This is a genomic window from Nonomuraea sp. SYSU D8015, assembly GCF_008065375.1.
In the GTDB taxonomy this organism is placed as follows: domain Bacteria; phylum Actinomycetota; class Actinomycetes; order Streptosporangiales; family Streptosporangiaceae; genus Nonomuraea.
Genome location: NZ_VJYI01000002.1, coordinates 165,135 through 186,661, shown reverse-complemented (window position 1 = coordinate 186,661; position 21,527 = coordinate 165,135). Strand labels below are relative to the sequence as shown.

Below are 21,527 nucleotides of genomic sequence, written 5' to 3'. Positions count from 1 at the left end.
TGGGTGGACAGCGAGAGTCTGGCCGCGGCCGGGCTGCTGGCGGCCTTGAACCGGTCGTCGGAGCTTCTCGCTGACTTACGCCATCCCTTCGTGCGAAGCGAGCGTTTCTCCTATTTCCTCCCGCCCGCGGGAGCCCGCGTCGGCGCCACCTTCACCCTGCCCGACGGCCGCGAGGTTCGTTTCGAGGTCTCCATCGCCGCCGGCTCCACGGCCTTCCAGGTGGAGGGATCGATCACCGTCGAGGACGAGACGATCCTCGCGCTGCCCCGCAAGAGCCTTCCGGACATCCACGACGCGCTCGCCGTGCTCGACGACTACGCCGGCGACGTGGCCGCCCCCGCCGCGCGGACGATCGACCAGTTGCTGGAAGAGATCGTCTAGACGCGTCTCGCTCCGTCGCAGGCCGGCCGGTGTGGAGCCGCCGGCACGGCCCTCCTTTCTCCAGAAGACCCTCGCCGAAGTGCGCGGTGTCATCAAATACACTGGACGCATGTTGTCTAGTTGTCAGACAATGGTCGGTGTGAAGAACGGACCTCTTGCCGTCATCGCCGCATCCGTGCTCTGGGGCACGGCCGGCACCGCGGGGCTGCTCGTCTCCGCCGACTCCGTCGCCCTCGCCGCCGCCCGGCTCGTCATCGGAGGCGCGGCCCTTGCGGTGTTCGCCGGGGCGGGACTCAGGCGGGCGATCAGGCCGGGCCTGCTGCTGGGCGCCGTGGCGGTGGCCGCGTACCAGCTGTGCTTCTTCGCCGCGGTCGCGCGCACCGGCGTCGCCATCGGCACCGTGGTGGCCATCGGCAGCGGGCCGGTCTTCACGGGAGTGCTGTCCTGGCTGCTGGACGGGCGGCGGCCGAGCGGGCGGTGGGCCGTGGCCACGACGGCGGCCATCTGCGGGTGCGCGGCGCTGATCGTGGGCGGCGGGGCCCAGGCAGGCGGTCAGGTGGTGTCCGGGGTCCTGTTCGCGCTCCTCGGCGGGCTGCTGTACGCGTTCTACGTGGTCGTGGCTGCCCGGGCGATCGGCGAAGGGGCGCGCTCCGAGGCCGTCATGGGAGTCATGTTCGCCGGGGCAGCCGTGATCATGCTGCCTGTTCTTCTCCTCCACGGCGTCGGCTGGCTGGCGGAGCCGCGAGGACTGATCGCCGTGCTCTACCTCGGGCTCGGCACGACGACTCTGTCCTACTTCCTGTACGGCCGGGGCCTGCGGACCACCCCGGTGGCCACGGCCGCCACCCTGGCGCTGACCGAGCCGGCCGTCGCCGCGCTGCTCGGCCTCGTGGTCCTCGGGGAGCGGCTGACGCCGGTCTCGATCGCCGGGCTCGTGCTGCTCGCGCTCAGCCTGGTGGCGGTGGCCGTGCCGGAAAGGGCAGCCGCGCGGGAAGAAGCCGCAGCGCCGGAAAAGACGGCCACGGAAAGGGCGTTAGAGTCGCAGGCGTGACGTTGCCGCTCAGACCCGTCTCCACCGTCGGGGCGCTCGCCGACGCCCTGCGCAGCAGGGTGCTCTCCGGAGAGATCGCGCCGGGCACCCCACTGCCCGAGCAGGAGATCGCCGCGGCGTACGGGGTCGCCAGGCCGACCGTCCGCGAGGCCCTGGCGAGCCTGGTCCACGAGGGGCTTCTCAGGCGCGAGCGCAATCGCAGCGCCTATGTCCCGGAAGTGACGATCTCGGACCTCAACGACCTCATGTACGTCCGCCGGCCCCTCGAGGACCTCATGGCGCAGGCGGTGGCCGGGCAGCGGGTGCCAAGGGCGGAGGCCGCGCTGCACCGGATGGCCGCCCTGCCCGCCGCGGCGCCGTGGGCCGACAGCGTGGCCGAGCACATGGCGCTGCACCAGGCGCTGATCGAGGCCGTCGGCAGCCCGCGGCTCGAACGCCTCTACGGCGTGCTCGCCGCGGAGACCAGACTCGGCCTGGTCCGGCTGAAGGAGGTCTACAAGGACCGGGACGTGCTGGTGCGCGAGCACCGCGAGCTGCTCGACGAGATCGCGCACGGTCCCGCGGACGCCGCGAGGGCGGCGGTGGCGGCGCATCTCAGCCATTCCTGGGGTGTCGACGAGTCCGACTGAGCGCGAACCCTTGCGGGACCGCCATGGAACTCGCAAGAATCGCGCCCATGCACGGCAATCCGATGCCGGACTCCTACGTGTATGTCACGGAAGAAGGCGTCACTCGTCACTACGCGGACGGTAGCGTCGAGGCCCTCGCGTGGGAGGACGTGGTGGAGGTCCGTGTCGTCACCGAATCCGGGGAAGACGTCCTGTTCATCCTGCTCGACCGCGACGGCGAGGGTTGCGTCGTGCCCCGCTCCGCCACCGACGCCACGTTTCTGGCCCGCCTGCGCTACCTGCCGGACTTCGACCTCGACCGGCTGGCCCTGGCCGCCGAGTCCGCGCACGACGGCGTAGTGGTGGTCTGGCGCAGCCCCGATCCGCCGTCCGCGCTGCCGGATCTGGAGTACGACTAAGATCCTTCATATTGCGGCAATGTGTAGAAAAGCCGCCGTAACCCCTGCATTTCCCGGTACGGGACGGCAGCATCCGATGGACCGTTCCGTCAAGCCCTGAGGCAGCCCATGAAGCGTCCGATTGTGGACGTTTGACGTTATTCCCCCCGCCGGAATCGATCTTTACTCTTTAGTGGGGGCCGCCGCCCTTAAGTGCGTGGGACTTGTCAACCCATGTGATTCAAGGAACGTCAAGTTATCGCGGTGCACGGAGTTGTCACAGGGTGGTGCTATGAGGGTGGGGACTGGGGAGTCCGCTGTCGTGCTCCTCGAGGCCGTGCCACGCCGTGCGTCCAGCATTTGGACGCGGGCGTATTTACGGCTCCTTTTGTACGGGGACACGATGTGCGCGCTGCTCGCATGTGTCTGCGTGCTGGGCGTGCGGCTGCTGGCCGGCGTGTACATCCCATGGGTCGAGTTCCTCCTGGGATTCGGCCTGGTCGTCGCCTGGCCCGTCGCGCTCATGATGGGCGGCGCGTACCGCCAGCGCGCCAACGGCGAGGGCACCGATGAGTTCAAGGCGGTGTTCAACGGCGGCGTCGGCCTGATGGCCGCGGTCGCCATCATGGCCTATGCCACGCAGACGGCGATCGCGCGGAGTTTCGTGATGGCGATGCTGCCGCTGGCCTTGCTCGCCACGCTCTACTACCGCTACCGGATGCGTAAACGTCTCCACCGAAGGAGAGCGGCCGGGGACTACATGCGCCAGGTGATCGCGGTCGGGCACCGGGAGTCGATCCTCGACCTCGTGGTGCAGTTCAGGCGCCAGCCGTATCACGGAATGCAGGTGGTGGGAGCCTGCCTTCCCGAGCACTCGATGGACGTGGACCTGGACGGCATCCCCGTGCTCGGCTCCTTCGGCGACGTGGCGAACGTGGCCGAGAAGGAGCGGGCCGACGCCGTGGCCGTGCTGGCCTGCCCGGAGCTGGACGGCGCCGCGCTGCGCCGGCTGGCCTGGAGCCTGGAGACGGCCCGTACGGATCTCTTCGTGGCCCCGGCGCTCCTCGACGTGGCCGGGCCGCGCATCAGCATCAGGCCGGTCGCCGGGATGCCGCTCCTTCATGTGGAGCATCCCGAGTTCGACGGCACCAAGCAGGTCGTGAAGACCGTCTTCGACCGGGTGGTCGCGGCGACCGCGCTGCTGCTCCTGGCCCTGCCGCTGCTGGCGATCGCGCTGGTGATCCGCATGACCAGCAAGGGCCCCGCGCTCTTTTTCCAGACAAGAGTCGGCAAGGGCGGCAAAGAGTTCCGTGTCGTGAAATTCCGTACGATGGTGGTCGATGCGGAACAGCTCAAGGGCGCGCTTCTCGAAGCCAACGAGTTCGACGGAGTGCTCTTCAAGATTAGGAACGATCCAAGGATCACCAAGGTAGGCGCTTTCCTCCGTAAATATTCGCTCGACGAGCTGCCCCAGCTGCTGAACGTCCTCCGCGGCGAGATGTCGCTCGTCGGCCCGCGTCCGCCGCTGCCGGAAGAGGTCGCCGAGTACGGCACGGACGTCCGCCGCCGCCTCGTCGTCAAACCGGGGATGACCGGGCTCTGGCAGGTCAGCGGCCGTTCCGACCTGACGTGGGAGGAGTCCGTACGGCTCGACCTGCGTTACGTCGAGAACTGGTCGCTCATCCTGGACCTGCAGATCCTCTGGAAGACCTGGGCCGTCGTCACCCGTGGAGAAGGGGCTTACTAGCGGTGAAAGCACTCGTGCTCGCCGGGGGGTCGGGCACACGGCTTCGGCCGATCACCCACACCTCGGCGAAACAGCTGGTGCCCGTGGCCAACAAACCGGTGCTGTTCTACGGGCTGGAGGCGATCGCGGCGACCGGGATCACGGAGCTGGGCCTCGTGGTCGGGGACACGTACGCGGAGATCGAGGCGGCGGTGGGGGACGGCTCGGCGTTCGGGCTGCAGGTGACGTACCTGCGTCAGGAGGCGCCGCTCGGGCTGGCGCACGGCGTGCTGATCGCCCGCGACTACCTCGGGGACGACGACTTCGTCATGTATCTGGGCGACAACTTCGTCGTGGGCGGCATCAACGGCCTGGTGGACAGGTTCGCCCGCGAGCGGCCCGCCGCCCAGATCATGCTCACCAAGGTCGGCGACCCGCGCCAGTTCGGGGTGGCGGAGCTCGACGCGGCCGGGCGGGTGGTCGGGCTGGAGGAGAAGCCGGCCCGGCCCAAGAGCGACCTGGCGCTGGTCGGGGTCTACCTGTTCAGCCCGGCCATCCACGCGGCCGTGGCCGAGCTCAAGCCGTCGTGGCGGGGCGAGCTGGAGATCACCGACGCCATCCAGTGGCTGATCGAGGCCGGCCTGCGGGTCGAGTCCTCGGTGATCTCCGGCTACTGGAAGGACACCGGCAACGTCACCGACATGCTGGAGGTCAACCGGCTCGTCCTGGAGTCGGTGGAGCCGCAGGTCAGGGGACACGTGGACGCGGACAGCGAGCTGGTGGGCCGGGTCGTGGTCGAGCGGGGCGCGGTGGTCAAGCGCTCCCGCATCGTCGGTCCGGCGATCATCGGGGACGGCGCGCGGATCAGCGACAGCTACGTCGGCCCCTTCACCTCCGTCGGCGCCGGCTGCGCCGTCACCGACAGCGAGATCGAGTACTCGATCGTGCTGCCCAGGGCCTCCATCGCCGGGGTCGGCCGCATCGAGTCGTCGCTGATCGGCCACGACGTCGAGGTCACCCCGGCCCCCAACACGCCCAGAGCCCACCGTCTCGTGCTGGGCGATCACAGCAAGGTACAGATTTCTTCATGACAAGAGTCCTGGTGACGGGGGGTGCGGGGTTCATCGGCTCGCACTTCGCCCGGAGCCTTCACGACGTGTACGTGACCGTCCTGGACAAGCTCACGTACGCCGGCAACCGCGCCAACCTCGACGGGGTGCGCCACGAGTTCGTGCACGGCGACGTCTGCGACGCCGGCCTGCTCAGGGAGGTCGTCCCCGGGCACGACCTCGTGGTGAACTTCGCCGCCGAGTCCCACGTCGACCGGTCCATCGAGGGCGCCGCCGAGTTCATGCGCACGAACACGCTGGGCACCCAGACGCTGCTGCAGGCGTGCCTGGACGCGGGGGTCCCGAAGGTGGTCCAGGTGTCCACCGACGAGGTGTACGGCTCGATCGACGTCGGCTCGTGGGACGAGTCCGCGCCGGTGCGGCCGCGTTCGCCGTACGCGGCGGCGAAGGCGGGCGGCGACCTGATCGCCCAGGCCTACGCGACCACGTACGGGCTGGACGTCTCCATCACCCGGTGCGGCAACAACTACGGCCCGCGCCAGTATCCCGAGAAGATCATCCCGCTGTTCGTCACCCGCCTGCTGCGGGGCGAGAAGGTGCCGCTGTACGGCGACGGCGGCAACGTGCGGGACTGGATCCACGTCGAGGACCACTGCGCGGGCATCCGGCTGGTCGCGGAGAAGGGCCGGCCGGGGGAGGTCTACCACATCGCGGGCACGGCGGAGCTGACCAACAAGGAGCTCACCGCGCGCCTGCTGGAGGTCTGCGGACGCGACTGGGACCTGGTCGAGCACGTCCAGGACCGCAAGGGCCACGACCGCAGGTACTCGCTGGACGACTCCAAGCTGCGGGCGCTCGGCTACCGCCCGGAGATCCCGTTCGAGCAGGGGCTCAAGGCCACGGTCCGCTGGTACGCCGAGCATCGGGACTGGTGGAGCGCGTGAGCCTGCGCGCCGCGGGGTGCTCGGCAATGAGACGCGACTGACCACGCCTGGAGGCGGGATGAGGTGGTTGATCACGGGGGCCGGCGGCATGCTCGCAGCCGACGTCCTCGATCGCGCGGCCCTGACCGGCGAGCCTGTGCTCGCGCTCGGCCGGGCCGAGCTGGACCTGTGCGACAAACGAGCGGTACGCGACTTCGTGTCCGCCTACCGCCCCAGAGCCGTGATCAACTGCGCCGGCTGGACCGCGGTGGACGACGCCGAGACGCACGAGGCCGAGGCGCTGACGGTCAACGGGCACGCCGTGAGCTGGCTGGCCGAGGCGTGCGACCTGGTCGGCGCGCGGCTGGTGCACGTGTCCACCGACTACGTCTTCGACGGCACCGGCGACGGGCCGTACCCGGAGGACGCGCCGACCGGGCCGGTGAACGCGTACGGCCGGACCAAGCTCGCGGGCGAGCGGGCGGCGCTGGAGCACGGGCACTACGTGGTGCGCACCGCCTGGCTGTATGGGGCGCACGGCGCGAACTTCGCGCGGACCATGATCAGGTTATCCCGGGAGCGGCCCGTGCTGGACGTGGTGGACGACCAGCGCGGGCAGCCGACGTGGGCCGCCGACCTGGCCGACTACCTCGTCCGGCTGGCGCAGTCGGACCTGCCGCCGGGCGTCTACCACGGGACCAGCTCGGGGGAGACCACCTGGTGCGGGTTCGCCAGGGAGATCTTCACGTTGCTCGGCGAGGACCCCGAGCGGGTGCGCCCGGTGCCGACCTCGGCCTTCCCCCGCCCGGCCCGGCGGCCGGCCAACAGCGTGCTGGCCCACACCCGATGGGAGCCGATCCGCCACTGGCGTACCGCGCTGCACGCGGCCTGGCCCGTCCTGGCTGGAGGCCGTCAATGCAATGTGGCGTAGAACTCCAGGCAGCGCTGATAGTCAGGCAGGAGGCCGGCGACGCGGGCCTCCTCCAGGGACGGCGCCTCGGCGTCCTTGTCGGACAGCACGGGCTCCAGGCCGGACGGCCACGCGATGCCGAGCGCCGGGTCGAGCGGGTTGACCCCGTGCTCCCGGCCCGGGTTGTACGGCTCCGAGCACAGATACACGACCGTGGCCTGCTCGCTCAGCGCCATGAACCCGTGCCCGAGCCCTTCGGCGATCAGGACGGCGCTGCCCGTCTCGTCGTCCAGGACCACCGACTCCCATTGCCCGAAGGTGGGCGAGCCCACCCGGATGTCCACGACGACGTCCAGGACACTGCCGGACACGCACATCAGATATTTGGCCTGACCTGGCGGGACGTCCGCGAAATGCATCCCCCGCAGCACCCCGGCGCGGGAGACGGAGCAGTTGACCTGGGCGAGGTCGAACCGCCGCGGCAGGTCGGCCGCCCGGAACGCCTCCAGGAACGAGCCACGGGAGTCGGTGTGGACGTTCGGGGTGTGGCGCCAGGCGCCGTCGATGCCGAGGGGCTTCATGAACCGCACAGTAACGAGATCACCGGGCCCAGCGAAATACCAATCTTTGGAGCGTGCGAATGACAGTCTGCCGGTTGTGCGGGTCCACGGACCTGACCGGGGTCGTGGACCTGGGGGCGACGCCGCCCTGTGAGCGGATCCTGACGGCCGAGCAGCTCGACGAGCCCGAGCCCGCCTACCCGCTGCACCTGCGCGTGTGCACCTCGTGCTGGCTGGCGCAGATCCCGCCGCTGATCTCCCCCGAGGAGACCTTCACCGACTACGCCTATTTCTCCTCCTACTCGACCTCCTGGGTCGAGCACGCCCGGTCCTTCGTGGCCGGGCTCGGTCTCCGGCCCGACTCGTTCGTCGTCGAGGTCGCCAGCAACGACGGCTACCTGCTGCGGCACGTGGTCGAGCGCGGCGTGCGCTGCCTGGGCATCGAGCCGTCGGTGAACGTGGGGACGGTGGCCAGGGAGAACGGGGTGCCGACGGTGACGGCGTTCCTCACCCCGGAGAGCGCGCGGGCCGTCGTGCGCGAGCACGGGACCGCCGACTACGTCGTGGCCAACAACGTCTACGCGCACATCCCGGACGTCGTGGGCTTCACCGAGGGGCTGCGCACGCTGGTGGCCGACGACGGCCTGGTCTCCATCGAGGTGCAGCACCTGCTCACGCTGATCGAGGGCAACCAGTACGACACGATCTACCACGAGCACTTCCAGTACTACACGCTCGCCTCGGCGCAGCGGGCGCTGGCCAGCGGCGGGCTGAGCGTGGTGGACGTCGAGCTGCTGCCCACGCACGGCGGCTCGATCCGGGTGTGGGCCAAGCCGGCCGAGACCGCGGGCGCGCCGTCGCAGCAGGTGTCCGACGTGCTGGCGCTGGAGAAGGCGGCCGGGCTGCACGAGCTGTCGGGGTACGCCGGCTTCGCGGCCCGGGTGGCCAAGGTCCGGCGCGACCTGCTGCGCTTCCTCATCGACGCCGCCGAGGACGGCAAGACGGTCGTCGGGTACGGCGCCCCGGGCAAGGGCAACACGCTGCTCAACCACTGTGGCATCCGGCCCGACCTGCTCGCGTACACGGTGGACCGCAATCCGTACAAACACGGCAAGTTCACCCCCGGCGCCCGCATCCCGATCTTCGCGCCCGACCGGATCGCCGCCGACCGGCCGGACTATGTGCTCGTCCTGCCCTGGAACCTGCGTGACGAGCTGGTCGAACAACTGTCGTATGTCCGTCAGTGGGGCGGCCGCCTGGTCTTTCCCATCCCCTCCCTGGAGATCGTGTGAAGGTCGTCCTCTTCTGCGGCGGGTACGGCACGCGCATGCGCACCGGCGCGCCGGGCGACGCGCCCAAGCCCATGCAGCTCGTCGGGCCGCGGCCGCTGCTCTGGCACGTCATGCGCTACTACGCGCACTTCGGCCACAAGGACTTCGTGCTCTGCCTCGGCTACGGCGCGGAGCAGATCAAGAGCTTCTTCCTGAAGTACGAGGAGACCGCCTCCAACGATTTCGTCCTGCGCGGCGGCGACGTCGAGCTGCTGGGCAACGACATCTCCGACTGGACGATCTCGTTCATCCACACCGGGGTCGAGTCGTCGATCGGCGAGCGGCTGCGCCGGGTCCGCGACCACCTCGACGGCGAGGAGATGTTCCTGGCCAACTACGCGGACGTGCTCACGGACGCGCCGCTGCCGGAGATCATCGACAAGCTCGCCGCGTCGGACGCGGGCGGCGCCCTCATGGCCGTGCCCCCGCCCGGCACCTTCCACTGCGTCGAGATCACCGAGGACGGGCTGGTCGACCAGATCACCGCGGTCACCGAGATGCCGCTCTGGGTCAACGGCGGATATTTCGTCTTACGCCAGGAAATCTTCGATCACATCCCGAAAGACGGTGACCTGCTGGTGGACGGCTGCCGGGAGCTGGCCAAGCGCGGGCGGCTGCTCGCCTACCCGTACCGGGGCTACTGGCGGCCGACCGACACCGTCAACCAGCGCCTGGAGCTGGACCGCGCCTACTCGCGCGGCGACCGGCCGTGGGCCCTGTGGGAGCGCACGGCATGATCCGGCTCGTGCCCGGCGGCCTGCGCAGAGTGGTCGCCCTGGCCGCTCACTGCGACGACATCGCCATCGGGGCCGGCGGCACCCTCCTGGCCATCTGCACGTCGCATCCCGGCATCCGGGTGGACGCCCTGGTGCTGTCGGGCGGCGGCACCCAGCGCGAGGACGAGGAGCGGGCGGCGCTGGCCGCGTTCTGTCCCGACGCCGACCTGCGGGTCACGGTGGCCAAGGTGCCCGACGGGCGGCTGCCCGCCCACTGGGACGAGGCCAAGGCCGCGGTGGAGGAGCTGCGCCTGCGGACCGAGCCGGACCTCATCCTCGCTCCCCAGGCCGGCGACGCCCACCAGGACCACAGAGGCCTGGCGCGGCTGGTGCCCACCGCCTTCCGCGACCACCTCACGCTCGGTTACGAGATCCTCAAGTGGGACGGCGATCTCGGCCGGCCCAACGCGTACCAGCCGCTCGACCTCGCGCTCGCCGAGCGCAAGGTCGCCCTGCTCTGGGAGCACTACCCGTCGCAGCGGCACCGGCCCTGGTTCGACAGAGAAGCGTTCCTCGGTCTGGCCAGGATCCGCGGCATCGAATGTCACGCGCGCTACGCCGAGGCCTTCTACCTGCACAAACTCTCCCTCGACCTCGCTGGAGGCTGATCGACATGCGCGTCTTGCTCACCGGGCACCAGGGCTATCTCGGCACCGTCATGGCCCCCGTGCTGGCCGAGGCGGGCCACGAGGTGGTCGGCCTGGACTCCGGGCTGTTCGCCGCCTGCGTGCTCGGCCCGGCGCCGGACGACCCGCCCGGCCACCGCGTCGACCTGCGTGACGTCGGGCCCGAGCACCTGGAGGGCGTCGACGCGGTGATCCACCTGGCGGCGCTCTCCAACGACCCCCTGGGCGCGCTGGCGCCCGAGCTGACCTACGACATCAACCACCACGCCTCGGTGCGGCTGGCCAGGCTGGCGCGCGAGGCGGGCGTGCGCCGCTTCCTGTACGCCTCCACGTGCTCGGTGTACGGCGCCGCCGGCGGCGACGACCTGCTCGACGAGGACGCCCCGCTGCGCCCCGTGACCCCCTACGCCGAGTCGAAGGTCCGGGTCGAGGACGATCTGCTGGAGCTGGCCGACGCCGACTTCACTCCGGTGTTCCTGCGCAACGCGACCGCGTTCGGCTTCTCGCCGCGGCTGCGGGCCGACATCGTCCTCAACAACCTCGTCGGGCACGCCCACCTGACGGGGGAGGTCCGCGTGCTGTCGGACGGCACCCCGTGGCGGCCTCTTGTGCACGCGGCCGACATCGCCGGCGCCTTCCTGGCCACGCTCACGGCGCCGCGCGAGGCCGTGCACGCCAAGGCGTTCAACGTGGGCGGCGAGCAGAACAACCTGACGGTGGCCGAGATCGCCGAGCACGTCGTGGAGGCGGTGCCCGGCTCGCGGCTGGTGATCACCGGCGAGACCGGCGCGGACCCGCGCTCGTACCGGGTCTCGTTCACGCGGATCCGCGAGGCGCTGCCCGGCTTCCACGCCCGGTGGACGGTCAAGGCGGGCGTCGTCGAGCTGGCCGACGCCTACCGGAGCCACAGGCTGACGGCGGACGACTTCCGGCAGCGGTTCACCAGGCTGGCCTGGCTGGCCGGCCGCCGTGAGGCCGGCACGGTCGCCGAGGACCTGCGGACGTGACCGGCGAGGAGATGCACGCCCTGGTGGAGCGGCTCTACCCGCTGTGCCGCTCCATCACGGGCGACGGCGTGCGCGCCACGCTGGACGTCGTCGGCGACCACCTGGAGCTGGAGGTCCACGAGGTGCCGACCGGGACCCCGGTGCTCGACTGGACGGTGCCCAAGGAGTGGAACATCCGCGACGCCTACGTCAAGGACCCGTCCGGGGAGCGGGTGGTGGACTTCCGGCGCTCGAACCTGCACGTCGTGGGCTACAGCGTGCCGGTGTCGGCCACCATGACGCTGGAGGAGCTGCGGCCGCATCTGCACACGCTGCCCGAGCAGCCGGACCTGGTGCCGTACCGGACCTCGTACTACGCCGAGACGTGGGGGTTCTGCCTGAGCCAGAACACGCTCGACGGGATGGTCGAGGGGCCGTACGAGGTGGTGATCGACTCGACGCTGGCCGACGGGCACCTGACCTACGCCGAGCACGTGGTGCCGGGGCGCACCGACGACGAGGTGCTCATCTCCTGCCACGTCTGCCATCCGTCGCTGGCCAACGACAACCTGGCGGGGATCGCCGTGGCGACCGCGCTGGCCGGGCGGCTGGACAGGCCGCGCCACACCTACCGGTTCCTGTTCGCGCCGGGCACGATCGGGGCCATCACGTGGCTGGCGCGCAACCGGGAGCGCACTGGCCGGATCAAGCACGGACTCACGCTGGCCTGCGCGGGCGATCGGGGCGCGCTGACGTACAAGCGCAGCAGGCGCGGCGACACCCCCATCGACCGGGCGATGGCCCTCGTGCTGCGCGACCGGCCGCACACGATCGTGGACTTCTCTCCGTACGGCTACGACGAGCGGCAGTTCTGCTCGCCAGGCTTCAACCTGCCGGTCGGCAGCCTGACCAGGACGCCGTACGCCGGATATCCGGAATATCACACCTCAGGGGACAACCCGGATTTCGTCACCTCTGCCGCCCTGGCCGACACGCTGGAGACCCTCTGGCAGGCCACCAGGGTGCTGGAGGGCGATCGCACCTTGCTCAACCTCAGCCCCTACGGGGAGCCGCAACTCGGCCGGCGCGGCCTGTACGGCTCACTCGGCGGGCGGAGCGACACGAAACAGGCGCAGATGGCGATGTTATGGGTGTTGAACCTGTCCGACGGGGAGCACAGCCTGCTCGACATCGCCCAGCGCGCGGAACTCCCGTTCACGGCCGTGGAGGAGGCGGCCAGGGCACTGCAGGATGCCGGACTGGTGAAGGAGCTGGCGTGATGCACTTCAGGGTCGGAGACCTGGTGGAAGTACGTACGGAAGCCGAGATCCGCGCCACGCTGGACGAGCGGGGCGAGCTCGACGGGCTCCCGTTCATGCCCGAAATGCTGGCCTACTGCGGCCGGCGGATCACCGTGCACAAAGTGGCGCACAAACTGTGCGACACCCAGACGCGCACCGGGCTGCGCAAGATGGAGCGCGCCGTCCACCTGACGGGCGCCCGCTGTGACGGGTCCGCCCACGGCGGCTGCCAGACGGCCTGCTCCATGTACTGGAAGGAAGCCTGGATCAAGCGCCCGGACGCGGCGCCCGCACCGGCCCGCCAGGGCGAGCGGCTGCTGCCGCTCCTCGAGGCCAACACGCGCAAGCCACCGGGGGAGGGCGGCGAGGAACGTTTCTCCTGCCAGGCCACCGAGCTGCTGCGGGCGGCGCCGGCCTGCCTGCCCTTCAAGGACGTCACGCAATACGTCACGGACGTGCGCTCAGGCAACGCGGGACCGCTCAAGACCCTGCAGGGCATCGCCATCGGGCTGTTCAACCGGCTGCAGCACCTGTCCAAGCGCGTGCTGCCCCGGTGGCTGTGGCTCAAGGACGGGCTGCCGTGGGGCTTCCTCAAGGGCCGCGTGGCGGGAACGACGCCCGCGCAGAACCTCGACCTGCGCCCGGGCGAGCTGGTGAGGGTCAGGCCCAAGGAGGAGATCCTCGGCACGCTCAACGCCGACCTGCTCAACCGCGGCATGGGCTTCGAGGAGGAGATGGCGCGCTACTGCGGGAAGACGGCGCGGGTGCAGGCCAGGGTCGAGAGGTGCATCGACGAGAAGACCGGGCGGATGCTCCACATGAAGAACCCGTGCATCGTGCTTGAGGAGGTCGTCTGCGAGGGGGTGCACAGCCTCAACTGCCCACGCGAGTTCGTGCCGTTCTGGCGGGAGATCTGGCTGGAACGGGTCGTATGAAAAGGCGGGAATGAACGACAACGTCGAATCCATCGGCCGCAAGGCCGGCCGTGGACTGCGATGGAGCCTCCTCGGGAACACCGTGACCAAGGCGGCCTCCTTCGTGATGAGTCTGGTCCTCGCGCGCCTCCTCGCGCCCGAGGACTTCGGCATATACGCGGTCGCCCTGGCGGCGACGCAGTTCGTCATGGTCGTCAAGGACGCGGGCGTCATGGCCGCCGTCATCCAGTGGCGAGGCAGGCTCGAGGAGATCTCGCCCACCGCCACGGTGCTCGCGTTCGGCTTCGCCACCGGCCTCTACGCGGTGTTCTGGGTGGGAGCACCCTATTTCTCCGCCCTGGCCGGCAGCGAGGAGGCGACCGGGGTGGTGCGGCTGCTCACGGCGGTCATCCTCGTCGAGGCCGTGACCGCGGTACGCAGCGCCGCGCTGATGCGCGAATTCGCGCAGGACAAGCTGGCCATCGCCAACCTCGCGGGCTTCGCCGTCAACGCCACCCTGGCCATCTCGCTGGCCGCGGGCGGCGCGGGCGCCTACAGCTTCGCGTGGGGACAGGTGGCCGCGGCGGTCGCCACGGGCGCCATCGTGCTCGCCCTGGCCAAGATGCCCTTCGAGTTCGGCTACGACCGGGCCGTCGCCGGGCGGCTGCTGCGCTTCGGCCTGCCGTCCGCCGCCGGCTTCGGCCTGGAGGCCGTGCTGATGAACTCCAGTTTCATCGTCGTGGGCGCGATACTCGGCAAGGAGCAGCTCGGCTACTACCTGCTCGCTTTCAACGTCTCGAGCTGGGTGCCCGGGCTGATCGGCACGGCGCTGCGCTACGTCTCCCTGCCCAGCTTCTCGCGCCTGGCCGAGGACGGCGACTCGCTGTCGGAAGGCGTGCGGCGATCCGTTCCGCTGCTCGTGACCTTCGTGATGCCGGCGGCGCTGGTCATGGCCACGCTCGCGCACCCGCTCGTCGCCTTCCTCTACGAGCCCCGCTGGGACGCGGCGGCGGGAGTGCTGCGCTTCCTGGCCGTCCTCATGGTCGTGCGCATGGTCACGTCCTTCCTGGTCACGGACATTCTCATCTCCATCGGCGCGACCAAGAGCACGGTCTGGCTCAACCTCGGCTGGGCGGTCACGCTGTTGCCCGCGCTCATGGCCGGGGCGCACTTCGGCGGCATCCGGGGCGCGGCCATCGGCCACGCGGCCGTGGCCGTCTTCGTCGCGCTGCCCCTGAGCATCCTGCTGCTGCACCGGCAGGGCGTGCGGATCAAGCCGGTGATCCCCGGACTCGTGCGTCCCGCGCTGGCGACGGTGGCGGCCGGACTGTTCATGGTGCTGTTCACCGGAGCGTTCGAGGGCGATCCGCTGCTCGAGCTCCTCGCCGTCGGCGGTTCGGGTCTGCTCGTGTTCGCGCTGTTCGCCACGCCGCCGGTGGCACTGAGACGACTGATGGGTGGGAGGGCTCATGGCCGAGTCTGAACTGGTGTCGATCGCCCTGCCGGTACGCAACGGCGCCGACCGGCTGGAGCCCGTGGTCCGATCGGTGCTCGCGCAGGACTACGGGCACCTGGAACTGATCATCTCGGACAACGCCTCCACGGACGGCACCGAGGAGCTGTGCAGAGACCTGGCGGCCGGCGACCGCAGGATCGTCTACCACCGGCACCCGCACAACGTCGGCCTGCTCAACAACTTCATGCACGCCGCGCGGATCTCCCGCGGCGCGTTCGTGCGCTGGATCGGCGATGACGACCGTCTGGACCCGGCCTGCCTCTCGCGGGCCATGGCGGCCTTCGCGGCCGACGAACGGATCATCCTGGTCACCACCCAGGTCGCCTACACCGGGCCGGACGGGGTGACCAGGACCAGCGCGTACGAGGGCACGGGTCTGGGCTCGGACGATCCGGTCGAGCGCTTCGGCGAGATGCTGCGGCTGCTCAACGAGAGCCCGCTGCTGATGGACCCGCTCTACGGCCTGCTGCGGCGCGGCCCCGCGACCGAGATCCCGCGACGGAACATGCTGCGCGAGGACGAGATCTATGCGGCCAAGCTGGCGCTGGCCGGGCCATGGGCGCACGTGCCCGAGGTGCTGGCGCACCGCAACACGCGGATCGAGCGGATCGCCGGCGTGGCCCGCAGGCTCGATGTGCCGTCCTGGCAGGCCCGCATGGCCAACACGCTGCAGCTGCGCGAGCTGCTGCGGTGGGTGGCGGACGCGGAGCTGACGCCGGCCCAGCGCCGCCGGGCGCGGAGCGCCGTGCTGCGCATGTACGCGCGTCGCCAGCGTCGTACGGTGGCGCACCGGAGCCGCAAGCTTTTGTCCATGGCCCGCCTGGTGTAACAAGTCCAATGATCAGCGCGATTTCCTGTTTGTACCGGTACAACGCTGACGGGGGCGGAATATAGTGCGTTTCTGGAAGACTATTTTCGGTCTGGCCAGGAAAAAGCTCGTCGGACCGCCCATCGCATTGGCCACGATCGGGCTCGCTCTGGCGGGATATTTCCTGATGCCGAGCAGCTACGTGTCCACGGCGTCCATGGTTCTCACCGTGCCGGCCACCGGCGGAACGCTGGAGACCGAGCCGCAGCGCAAACCCGGGCTCACCAACCCGCTGCTGCAGTTCAGCGACGCGCTGCGGACCACGGCGGGCATTCTCATCCTGTCCACGAACACCGAAGACGTGGCCGCCGAACTCGGCGTGACCGAGGACGGGCCCACGACGCTGACGATCAACGACGGCCGTACCAATCCCGACCTGCTGAGCATCAGCACCAACGGGCCCTTCATCTATCTGGAGGTGGAGAGCACCTCCGCCGACGTGGTCCGGGACGTCATGGCCAAGGCGCAGCGCCGGGTGCGGGTGGAGCTGGCCAACTGGCAGACGGCTCTGGGAGCGCCCATCAGCACGCACATCGGCATCCTCGACGTGATGCCTGCCTCCGTGCCCAAGCCCGAGATCCAGGGCAAGCTGATGGCCGCGGCGGGCGGTGGGCTGTCCGCACTGGTCGCCGGGTTCGGGCTGGCCTACGGTTACCAGCGGCTACGGCAGTCTCGCGGTGGCTCCGCCGAGCCGGAGAACGCGCCCGAGCCCGAGGCGGAGGCGACACCGGAACGCGCGGCCGAGCCGGCGCTGGTCATGGAGGTCGCGCCCGACGCCTTCGCGGACCCCATGGAGGGAAGTCTCGTCAAGTTCGGGCACGGACCGGTGCGCAAGCCCGCCGAAGAGCCGGCCGAGGCGGTCGTGGGCAACGGCTCAAAGCCGCAGGTGGGCGCTCTCACGGAGTTCGCGCCCGACACGGCTGAGCTGGGGGACGCGGACACCCAGACCTTCCCGGCGATCAAACCGGAGGACGATCAGCCGGACTCCACCACCTGAGCGCAGCGGCGGATGGCGGCCGTCCTGGCCGCCATCGGGGTGCGGGACTTGGCGGAGATCATCATGCCCACGGCCTCGGGCGGCAGACGGTCGGCGAAGGCGAGGGCGCCGGCCTGGTCCAGCGGGGTGGTGTCCCACATGAAATGGCAGAGCGTGTTGTTGATCGGGGCCGGGGTCTCCAGCAGCTCGTCCACGTACACGCCGTAGCAGATGAACTCCGAGACCTGCAGGTAAGAGGTGAAGGCATCGAGCCAGGGACGGCCGGTGACCTCGGCGATCCGCTGCCGCATGCCCCTGACGACGGCCGGATCCCAGCACGCCAGCGAGCTGACGTAGTCCGGCAGCGGCAGCGTGGCCGACGCGGGCAGGCCGAGCAGCTCGCGGGCGACCGTGTGCCAGGTGACGTGGTCGGGCATGCCCTCGTGCACGCCGTCGTCGAGCCGGTACAGGCACACCCGGCCGTCTCGGACGAACAGGTCAGGGGAGACCGGGCGGACCAGGACCACGTCGGAGTCGGCCACCAGGACCACCTTCGCGTCCAGCCGCGCCGTGACGGCCATCTTCGCGGCCTGCTGCATGATCCAGCCACGCAGCGGCGGCCACGGGCGCAGCGCGTTGACCCACATCGCCACGCCCGGCAGCCGGAAGACGCGCCGCGGCAGGATCTCCGGGTAGGTCCAGAGCCGGCACCGCGGCCCCGCGTAGCCGGCGAACAACGCGCGGTCCGACGGCGGCACGACCACGTGGTGCACGGTGTCGTCGGAGGTGAACTCCAGCACGGAGCGGTGCAGGTGGGCGAAGAGTTCGGCGTCGGGTCCGTACGTGGGCGTGACGACGGCCAAAGAACTCATGAAGATGATCTCCAGTTCCCCCGCGCGGCGAGATGCGCCTTCTGCCTCCTTATCGTCATGGTCTGGGTGGTGTTACAGGCATTTGTGTAACGCTCCACCCCCGTCCGCGCGACATGTATGAGGTGGGCAAAAGGTGGAGGGCGCGTGGATTTCTGGGGGACCGTTCTCGTCCTGATCCGGCGGTGGTACGTCGTGGTGCCGGCCTTCCTGCTGGCCGTGGGCGGGGCGTTCGTCGCCTACTCCACGATCCCGACCACGTACACCACGTCGGCGGTGCTCGTCCTGACCACACCCACCAGCGGCGGGGTCAAGCCGGGCGACCCGAAGGCGCCCATCAGCAGGGTGAATCCGCTGCTGAACTTCGACCACGGGCTGAGCGTGGCGGCCTCGATGCTGATCAACGCCATGAGCACGCCCGACATGGTGGCCGAGATGGGCGTCGAGGTCGACGGCGACCCGGCCTACGCGGTCACCAACGGCACCAACAACCTGGAGTCCCTGGCCACGGGCCCGCTGGTGTTCGTCGAGGGTGAGAGCACGCGGCCCGAGGCGGCCACCGCCATCGCGCTGAAGGTCATCGACCGGATCGAGCAGGAGCTGGACCTGCGCCAGCGTCAGGTGCAGGCGCCTGCCGAGACGTACATCACGATCAGAGAGGCCGTGCCGCCGAGCAAGCCGATGCCGCAGCGCGGCGGGAAGTCGCGCGCGGCGGCGGCCGCGCTCGGCCTGGGGACGATCGGCGCGCTGTGCGCCGCCTTCGTCGCCGACAACCTCGCGGGCCCGCTGCGGGCCTACCGGGCGCGCAGGGCAGAGCGCGGGCGGCCGCGGGACGCCGAGCCGATGCCCGAGGAGCTGGCCACGGTGGAGCAGGGGTCGTAACCGGTGGCCGCCAACCCGCCCGGCGTCGCGTCCGGCGCCTCACGGAGCATCTCGCCCGGCGTCCTGCCCGGCGCTCCGCCCTTGCCGGGTCGCGTGGACGGCGCGACGATCGCGGCCGTCTTCACCGTGGCGCTGCTGATCGTTCCGGCGCAACTGGTGCTCAGGCTGCTGCCGCTCTCGCTCACCCCGGCCAATGTGGTGAGCCTGGGCGCGGCGTTGCTCTGGCTGCTGGCGCAGCTCACCCTCACGCTGGGGGCGGCCAAAGGACGCACGCCCGTACGCACGGCGTTGTTCGCCTATTTCACCGCCATGGTGGCCACCTACGGCTTCGCCACCGCCGGTTACCTCGAAGCCGACGAGCTGGACATGGCCGACCACGCCTTCGTGCTGATGATCGCCTCGGTCGGCATCGGGCTCACGGTCTGCGACGGGGTCCGCGGGTTCCGCCGCCTGGACTTCCTGCTCAAGACGATCGTGGTCTGCGGAGCGGTGATCGGGGTGATCGGAGCGTTCCAGTTCCTGTTCGCCCTCGACCTGACGCGGTACCTGGAGCTGCCGATCCTCCGTTACACCAGCGACGATGCCGTCTTCGTCCTGGAGCGCGGGGAGTTGCGCAGGGTGGCCGCCACCACAGGGCACCCCATCGAGTTCGGCGTCACCTGCGCCATGATCCTTCCGCTGGGCGTGCACCTGGCCACGAAGGCCCGCATGCGGGGCGAGCCCGCGCTGCGCTGGTGGGTGTGCACGCTGCTGGTGGGGCTCGGGCTGATGTTCTCGGTCTCGCGCTCGGCCATGCTGAGCCTGGCGATGGTCGGCCTGGTGTTGTTCGCGGGGTGGCCGGGACGGCGCCGCGTGCAGGCGCTGATCGTGGCCGCGGTGTTCCTGGTGGTCATCAGGGTGGTCGCGCCCGGCCTGATCAACGCCATTTTCGGGCTGTTCGTCAACCTGGGGCACGACCCCAGCATCCAGTACAGGACGCACGACTACGCGGTCGCCACCCGAGAGATCGCCCAGCACTTCTGGCTCGGCCGCGGGCCCGGCACCTGGTACGCGCCCAAGCATCAGATCTTCGACAACCAGTACATCCTGTCCATGGTGGAGACCGGGCTGGTCGGCGTGGTGACCTTCGCCGCGCTGTTCGTGGTGGCCTTCTACTCGGCGCTCAAGTCCAGATACCTCAGCGCCGACCCGGGCGTCCGCGATCTCGGCCTCACTCTCGCCGCCTGCCTGGTCGTGCCGCTCGTCGGGTCGTTCACCTTCGACCTGATCTCGTTCGCGACCGCGACCGGGCTGGCGTTCGTCCTGGTCGGCGCGGCAGGCGCCCTGTTGCGGGCCGCCCAGGCCGATCGGATCACCCCGCGCCCAGCCGACGGCGCAGCTCGGCCCACGAGCCAGCCGCCAGGTCGCGCTCGCTGATCCCGGCGGCGGGCAGCGGCCACGCCACTCCCAGATCGGGGTCGTCGTAGCGGACCGCCAGATCCTCGGCGGGATCGTGCGCCCGATCGATGCGGTAGCAGGTGTCGGCGGGGTCGGTGAGCGCCTGGAAGCCGTGGAGCAGCCCCGGCGGGACGTAGAGCGTGACGAAGCTCTCGTCGTCCAGCGTCACCGCCATCGTCTTGCCGAACGTGGGCGAGTCCGGCCTGGCGTCCACGAGGACGTCGTACAGGGCGCCGCGGGCGCATCTGACGAGCTTGGCCTCGCCCCGTCCCGCGCGGCCGTGCAGCCCGCGGATGACGCCGCGGCGTGACCTGGACTGGCTGTCCTGGATGAAGTCCTCGGGCGTCAGGCCCGCCTGCCTGGCGACGTCGGCGTCGAAGGTCCGGGTGAACAGCCCGCGGTCGTCGCGGTGAGGGGACGGGATGAACAGCAGCACTCCGTCGAGGGCGCCAGGCTCTACTCTCATGCCCCCATATATTTCATGACGAGCCCTCAAAAACGGCGTTTTCTCGGTGTCCTTCACTGTTAACCTCGGCGGCCGTAACAACCCGCCAATATCCCCCGATTATGGGATGGTGCCGCGGCATCGAGGCCGGCAGCGGACGCGGGGGGGCGATCGTATTTCCGCAGGTCATTTCGTGCCCTCGGCCATGCCGGCCCGGGTGCGGGTCGGCGCGATCGACGTCATGGTGATCACGGAGGCGGGGCTGGCCGACACGGTGGCGGCCGGATGGCGGTCCCGGCGGGGCGGTTGGATCGTGACAGCCAACGTCGACATCGTCCGCGCGGCCACCCGTGACCCCCAGCTCGCCGCACTGGTCGCCCAGGCCGAGGTGGTGGTGGCCGACGGCATGCCCGTGGTGTGGGCGGGCCGGCTGGCGGGCGCCGCCATCAAGGAGCGCGTGACCGGCGCCTCCCTCGTCTTCACGCTGTCGGAGCGGGCCGCGGCGGAGGGCCGCTCGGTGTACCTGGTCGGCGGCGACGAGGGCGTGCCGGAGGCCGCGGGGCGCGTGCTGGCGGAGCGGTACCCGGGGTTGCGGGTGGCGGGCGCGTACTCGCCTCCGTACGGATTCGACGCCGATCCCGGGCGGCTGCGGAAGGTCGTCGAACGCGTGAGCGCCGCGGCGCCCGACCTCGTGCTCGTGGGCCTCGGCTTCCCCAAGCAGGAACGGATGATCGCACTGCTGCGCGCGGAGCTGCCGGGCGCCTGGCACCTGGGGTGCGGAGCGGGCATCCCGATGGCCGCCGGGCAGTTCAGCCGCGCCCCGGCGCTCCTGCAGCGCAGCGGCGGCGAGTGGCTGCACAGGCTCGCGCTCGAACCGCGCCGCCTGGCCCGCCGCTACCTGGTCCACGACGCGCCCTTCGCTCTGCGCCTGCTCGCCCAGGGCCTGCGCATCCGCCTGCGGGAGAGGTGAACG

The 21,527-nt window shown here is 70.4% G+C and carries 23 protein-coding genes; 20 read left to right on the top strand and 3 right to left on the bottom strand.

The features are described from left to right. Positions 1–3 precede the first annotated feature (3 nt). The 8 genes from ID574_RS10005 (at position 4) to rfbD (ending at position 7,088) form a co-directional block, all read left to right on the top strand. On the top strand, positions 4–381 hold the full coding sequence (locus tag ID574_RS10005; RefSeq protein WP_188188540.1) for a hypothetical protein: 378 nt from the start codon (positions 4–6) through the stop codon (positions 379–381). A gap of 130 nt (positions 382–511) precedes the next feature. Further along, positions 512–1,432 carry a DMT family transporter gene (locus ID574_RS10000; RefSeq protein WP_188188539.1) on the top strand — a complete coding sequence of 307 codons (921 nt, stop codon included), beginning with the start codon at positions 512–514 and terminating at the stop codon, positions 1,430–1,432. Next, positions 1,429–2,061 (top strand): GntR family transcriptional regulator, encoded by a 633-nt coding sequence (locus tag ID574_RS09995; RefSeq protein WP_188188538.1) that lies wholly within the window; start codon positions 1,429–1,431, stop codon positions 2,059–2,061. Before ID574_RS10000 ends, ID574_RS09995 begins: the two co-directional genes overlap by 4 nt. 47 nt (positions 2,062–2,108) lie before the next feature. Further along, positions 2,109–2,459, top strand: coding sequence for a hypothetical protein (locus ID574_RS09990; RefSeq protein ID WP_188188537.1), 351 nt, complete (start codon positions 2,109–2,111; stop codon positions 2,457–2,459). A 271-nt stretch (positions 2,460–2,730) separates the two neighbouring features. Continuing rightward, complete coding sequence (locus ID574_RS09985; protein ID WP_188188536.1) at positions 2,731–4,185, top strand: sugar transferase; 1,455 nt, start codon at positions 2,731–2,733, stop codon at positions 4,183–4,185. Between the two features lie 2 nt (positions 4,186–4,187). Beyond that, positions 4,188–5,255 carry a glucose-1-phosphate thymidylyltransferase gene (locus ID574_RS09980; protein WP_188188535.1) on the top strand — a complete coding sequence of 356 codons (1,068 nt, stop codon included), beginning with the start codon at positions 4,188–4,190 and terminating at the stop codon, positions 5,253–5,255. Beyond that, complete coding sequence (rfbB, locus tag ID574_RS09975; protein ID WP_188188534.1) at positions 5,252–6,178, top strand: dTDP-glucose 4,6-dehydratase; 927 nt, start codon at positions 5,252–5,254, stop codon at positions 6,176–6,178. Before ID574_RS09980 ends, rfbB begins: the two co-directional genes overlap by 4 nt. A gap of 58 nt (positions 6,179–6,236) precedes the next feature. Beyond that, positions 6,237–7,088, top strand: a complete 852-nt coding sequence (gene rfbD, locus ID574_RS09970) for a dTDP-4-dehydrorhamnose reductase (protein ID WP_188188533.1) — start codon at positions 6,237–6,239, stop codon at positions 7,086–7,088. On the opposite strand, the gene ID574_RS09965 is transcribed toward rfbD, so the two are convergent. Further along, positions 7,070–7,648 carry a dTDP-4-dehydrorhamnose 3,5-epimerase family protein gene (locus tag ID574_RS09965; protein ID WP_188188532.1) on the bottom strand — a complete coding sequence of 193 codons (579 nt, stop codon included), beginning with the start codon at positions 7,646–7,648 and terminating at the stop codon, positions 7,070–7,072. The genes rfbD and ID574_RS09965 overlap by 19 nt on opposite strands. Before the next feature lie 59 nt (positions 7,649–7,707). Between ID574_RS09965 and ID574_RS09960 the strand changes: the two genes are divergently transcribed. The 9 genes from ID574_RS09960 (at position 7,708) to ID574_RS09920 (ending at position 16,942) form a co-directional block, all read left to right on the top strand. After that, entirely contained in the window at positions 7,708–8,919 is a 1,212-nt protein-coding gene (locus ID574_RS09960) for a class I SAM-dependent methyltransferase (protein WP_188189487.1), read from the top strand. Continuing rightward, positions 8,916–9,695: a glycosyltransferase family protein gene (locus tag ID574_RS09955; protein ID WP_188188531.1), complete on the top strand. Its 780-nt coding sequence runs from the start codon at positions 8,916–8,918 to the stop codon at positions 9,693–9,695. Before ID574_RS09960 ends, ID574_RS09955 begins: the two co-directional genes overlap by 4 nt. Next, entirely contained in the window at positions 9,692–10,342 is a 651-nt protein-coding gene (locus ID574_RS09950; RefSeq protein ID WP_188188530.1) for a PIG-L deacetylase family protein, read from the top strand. Before ID574_RS09955 ends, ID574_RS09950 begins: the two co-directional genes overlap by 4 nt. Before the next feature lie 5 nt (positions 10,343–10,347). Further along, a complete protein-coding gene (locus tag ID574_RS09945; protein WP_188188529.1) occupies positions 10,348–11,367 on the top strand; it encodes an NAD-dependent epimerase/dehydratase family protein in 1,020 nt (339 codons plus the stop codon). Continuing rightward, positions 11,364–12,626 carry a DUF4910 domain-containing protein gene (locus ID574_RS09940; protein ID WP_223166551.1) on the top strand — a complete coding sequence of 421 codons (1,263 nt, stop codon included), beginning with the start codon at positions 11,364–11,366 and terminating at the stop codon, positions 12,624–12,626. The genes ID574_RS09945 and ID574_RS09940 overlap by 4 nt, the downstream gene beginning before the upstream one ends. Continuing rightward, the gene (locus ID574_RS09935) at positions 12,626–13,582 is read left to right on the top strand and encodes a hypothetical protein (RefSeq protein ID WP_188189486.1); all 957 of its coding nucleotides are present in this window, start codon (positions 12,626–12,628) and stop codon (positions 13,580–13,582) included. Before ID574_RS09940 ends, ID574_RS09935 begins: the two co-directional genes overlap by 1 nt. Before the next feature lie 10 nt (positions 13,583–13,592). Beyond that, entirely contained in the window at positions 13,593–15,044 is a 1,452-nt protein-coding gene (locus tag ID574_RS09930) for an oligosaccharide flippase family protein (RefSeq protein WP_188188528.1), read from the top strand. Continuing rightward, entirely contained in the window at positions 15,031–15,906 is an 876-nt protein-coding gene (locus ID574_RS09925; RefSeq protein ID WP_188188527.1) for a glycosyltransferase, read from the top strand. The genes ID574_RS09930 and ID574_RS09925 overlap by 14 nt, the downstream gene beginning before the upstream one ends. Before the next feature lie 64 nt (positions 15,907–15,970). After that, on the top strand, positions 15,971–16,942 hold the full coding sequence (locus tag ID574_RS09920) for a hypothetical protein (RefSeq protein ID WP_188188526.1): 972 nt from the start codon (positions 15,971–15,973) through the stop codon (positions 16,940–16,942). Here ID574_RS09920 and ID574_RS09915 read toward each other — a convergent pair. Next, positions 16,921–17,793, bottom strand: a complete 873-nt coding sequence (locus tag ID574_RS09915) for a DUF6492 family protein (RefSeq protein ID WP_188188525.1) — start codon at positions 17,791–17,793, stop codon at positions 16,921–16,923. The genes ID574_RS09920 and ID574_RS09915 overlap by 22 nt on opposite strands. Positions 17,794–17,937: 144 nt before the next feature. On the opposite strand from ID574_RS09915, the gene ID574_RS09910 reads away from it, so the two are divergent. Then, on the top strand, positions 17,938–18,672 hold the full coding sequence (locus ID574_RS09910) for a hypothetical protein (RefSeq protein WP_188188524.1): 735 nt from the start codon (positions 17,938–17,940) through the stop codon (positions 18,670–18,672). Positions 18,673–18,675: 3 nt separating this feature from the next. Then, a complete protein-coding gene (locus ID574_RS09905) occupies positions 18,676–20,088 on the top strand; it encodes an O-antigen ligase family protein (protein WP_223166550.1) in 1,413 nt (470 codons plus the stop codon). Here ID574_RS09905 and ID574_RS09900 read toward each other — a convergent pair. Beyond that, on the bottom strand, positions 20,024–20,575 hold the full coding sequence (locus ID574_RS09900) for a dTDP-4-dehydrorhamnose 3,5-epimerase family protein (protein WP_188188523.1): 552 nt from the start codon (positions 20,573–20,575) through the stop codon (positions 20,024–20,026). The genes ID574_RS09905 and ID574_RS09900 overlap by 65 nt on opposite strands. A 172-nt stretch (positions 20,576–20,747) precedes the next feature. Here ID574_RS09900 and ID574_RS09895 point away from each other — a divergent pair, with 172 nt between their 5' ends. Continuing rightward, on the top strand, positions 20,748–21,524 hold the full coding sequence (locus ID574_RS09895; RefSeq protein WP_223166549.1) for a WecB/TagA/CpsF family glycosyltransferase: 777 nt from the start codon (positions 20,748–20,750) through the stop codon (positions 21,522–21,524). Positions 21,525–21,527: the final 3 nt, after the last annotated feature.

Bases quoted from the DNA above. Each gene is read 5' to 3' on its own strand.
- ID574_RS09965 (WP_188188532.1), bottom strand. From the start codon at position 7,648: ATGAAGCCCCTCGGCATCGACGGCGCCTGGCGCCACACCCCGAACGTC.
- rfbB (WP_188188534.1), top strand. From the start codon at position 5,252: ATGACAAGAGTCCTGGTGACGGGGGGTGCGGGGTTCATCGGCTCGCAC.
- ID574_RS09930 (WP_188188528.1), top strand. From the start codon at position 13,593: ATGAACGACAACGTCGAATCCATCGGCCGCAAGGCCGGCCGTGGACTG.
- rfbD (WP_188188533.1), top strand. From the start codon at position 6,237: ATGAGGTGGTTGATCACGGGGGCCGGCGGCATGCTCGCAGCCGACGTC.
- ID574_RS09935 (WP_188189486.1), top strand. From the start codon at position 12,626: ATGCACTTCAGGGTCGGAGACCTGGTGGAAGTACGTACGGAAGCCGAG.
- ID574_RS09925 (WP_188188527.1), top strand. From the start codon at position 15,031: ATGGCCGAGTCTGAACTGGTGTCGATCGCCCTGCCGGTACGCAACGGC.
- ID574_RS09985 (WP_188188536.1), top strand. From the start codon at position 2,731: ATGAGGGTGGGGACTGGGGAGTCCGCTGTCGTGCTCCTCGAGGCCGTG.
- ID574_RS09945 (WP_188188529.1), top strand. From the start codon at position 10,348: ATGCGCGTCTTGCTCACCGGGCACCAGGGCTATCTCGGCACCGTCATG.
- ID574_RS09960 (WP_188189487.1), top strand. From the start codon at position 7,708: ATGACAGTCTGCCGGTTGTGCGGGTCCACGGACCTGACCGGGGTCGTG.
- ID574_RS09900 (WP_188188523.1), bottom strand. From the start codon at position 20,575: ATGAGAGTAGAGCCTGGCGCCCTCGACGGAGTGCTGCTGTTCATCCCG.
- ID574_RS09915 (WP_188188525.1), bottom strand. From the start codon at position 17,793: ATGAGTTCTTTGGCCGTCGTCACGCCCACGTACGGACCCGACGCCGAA.
- ID574_RS09950 (WP_188188530.1), top strand. From the start codon at position 9,692: ATGATCCGGCTCGTGCCCGGCGGCCTGCGCAGAGTGGTCGCCCTGGCC.
- ID574_RS09990 (WP_188188537.1), top strand. From the start codon at position 2,109: ATGCACGGCAATCCGATGCCGGACTCCTACGTGTATGTCACGGAAGAA.
- ID574_RS10000 (WP_188188539.1), top strand. From the start codon at position 512: ATGGTCGGTGTGAAGAACGGACCTCTTGCCGTCATCGCCGCATCCGTG.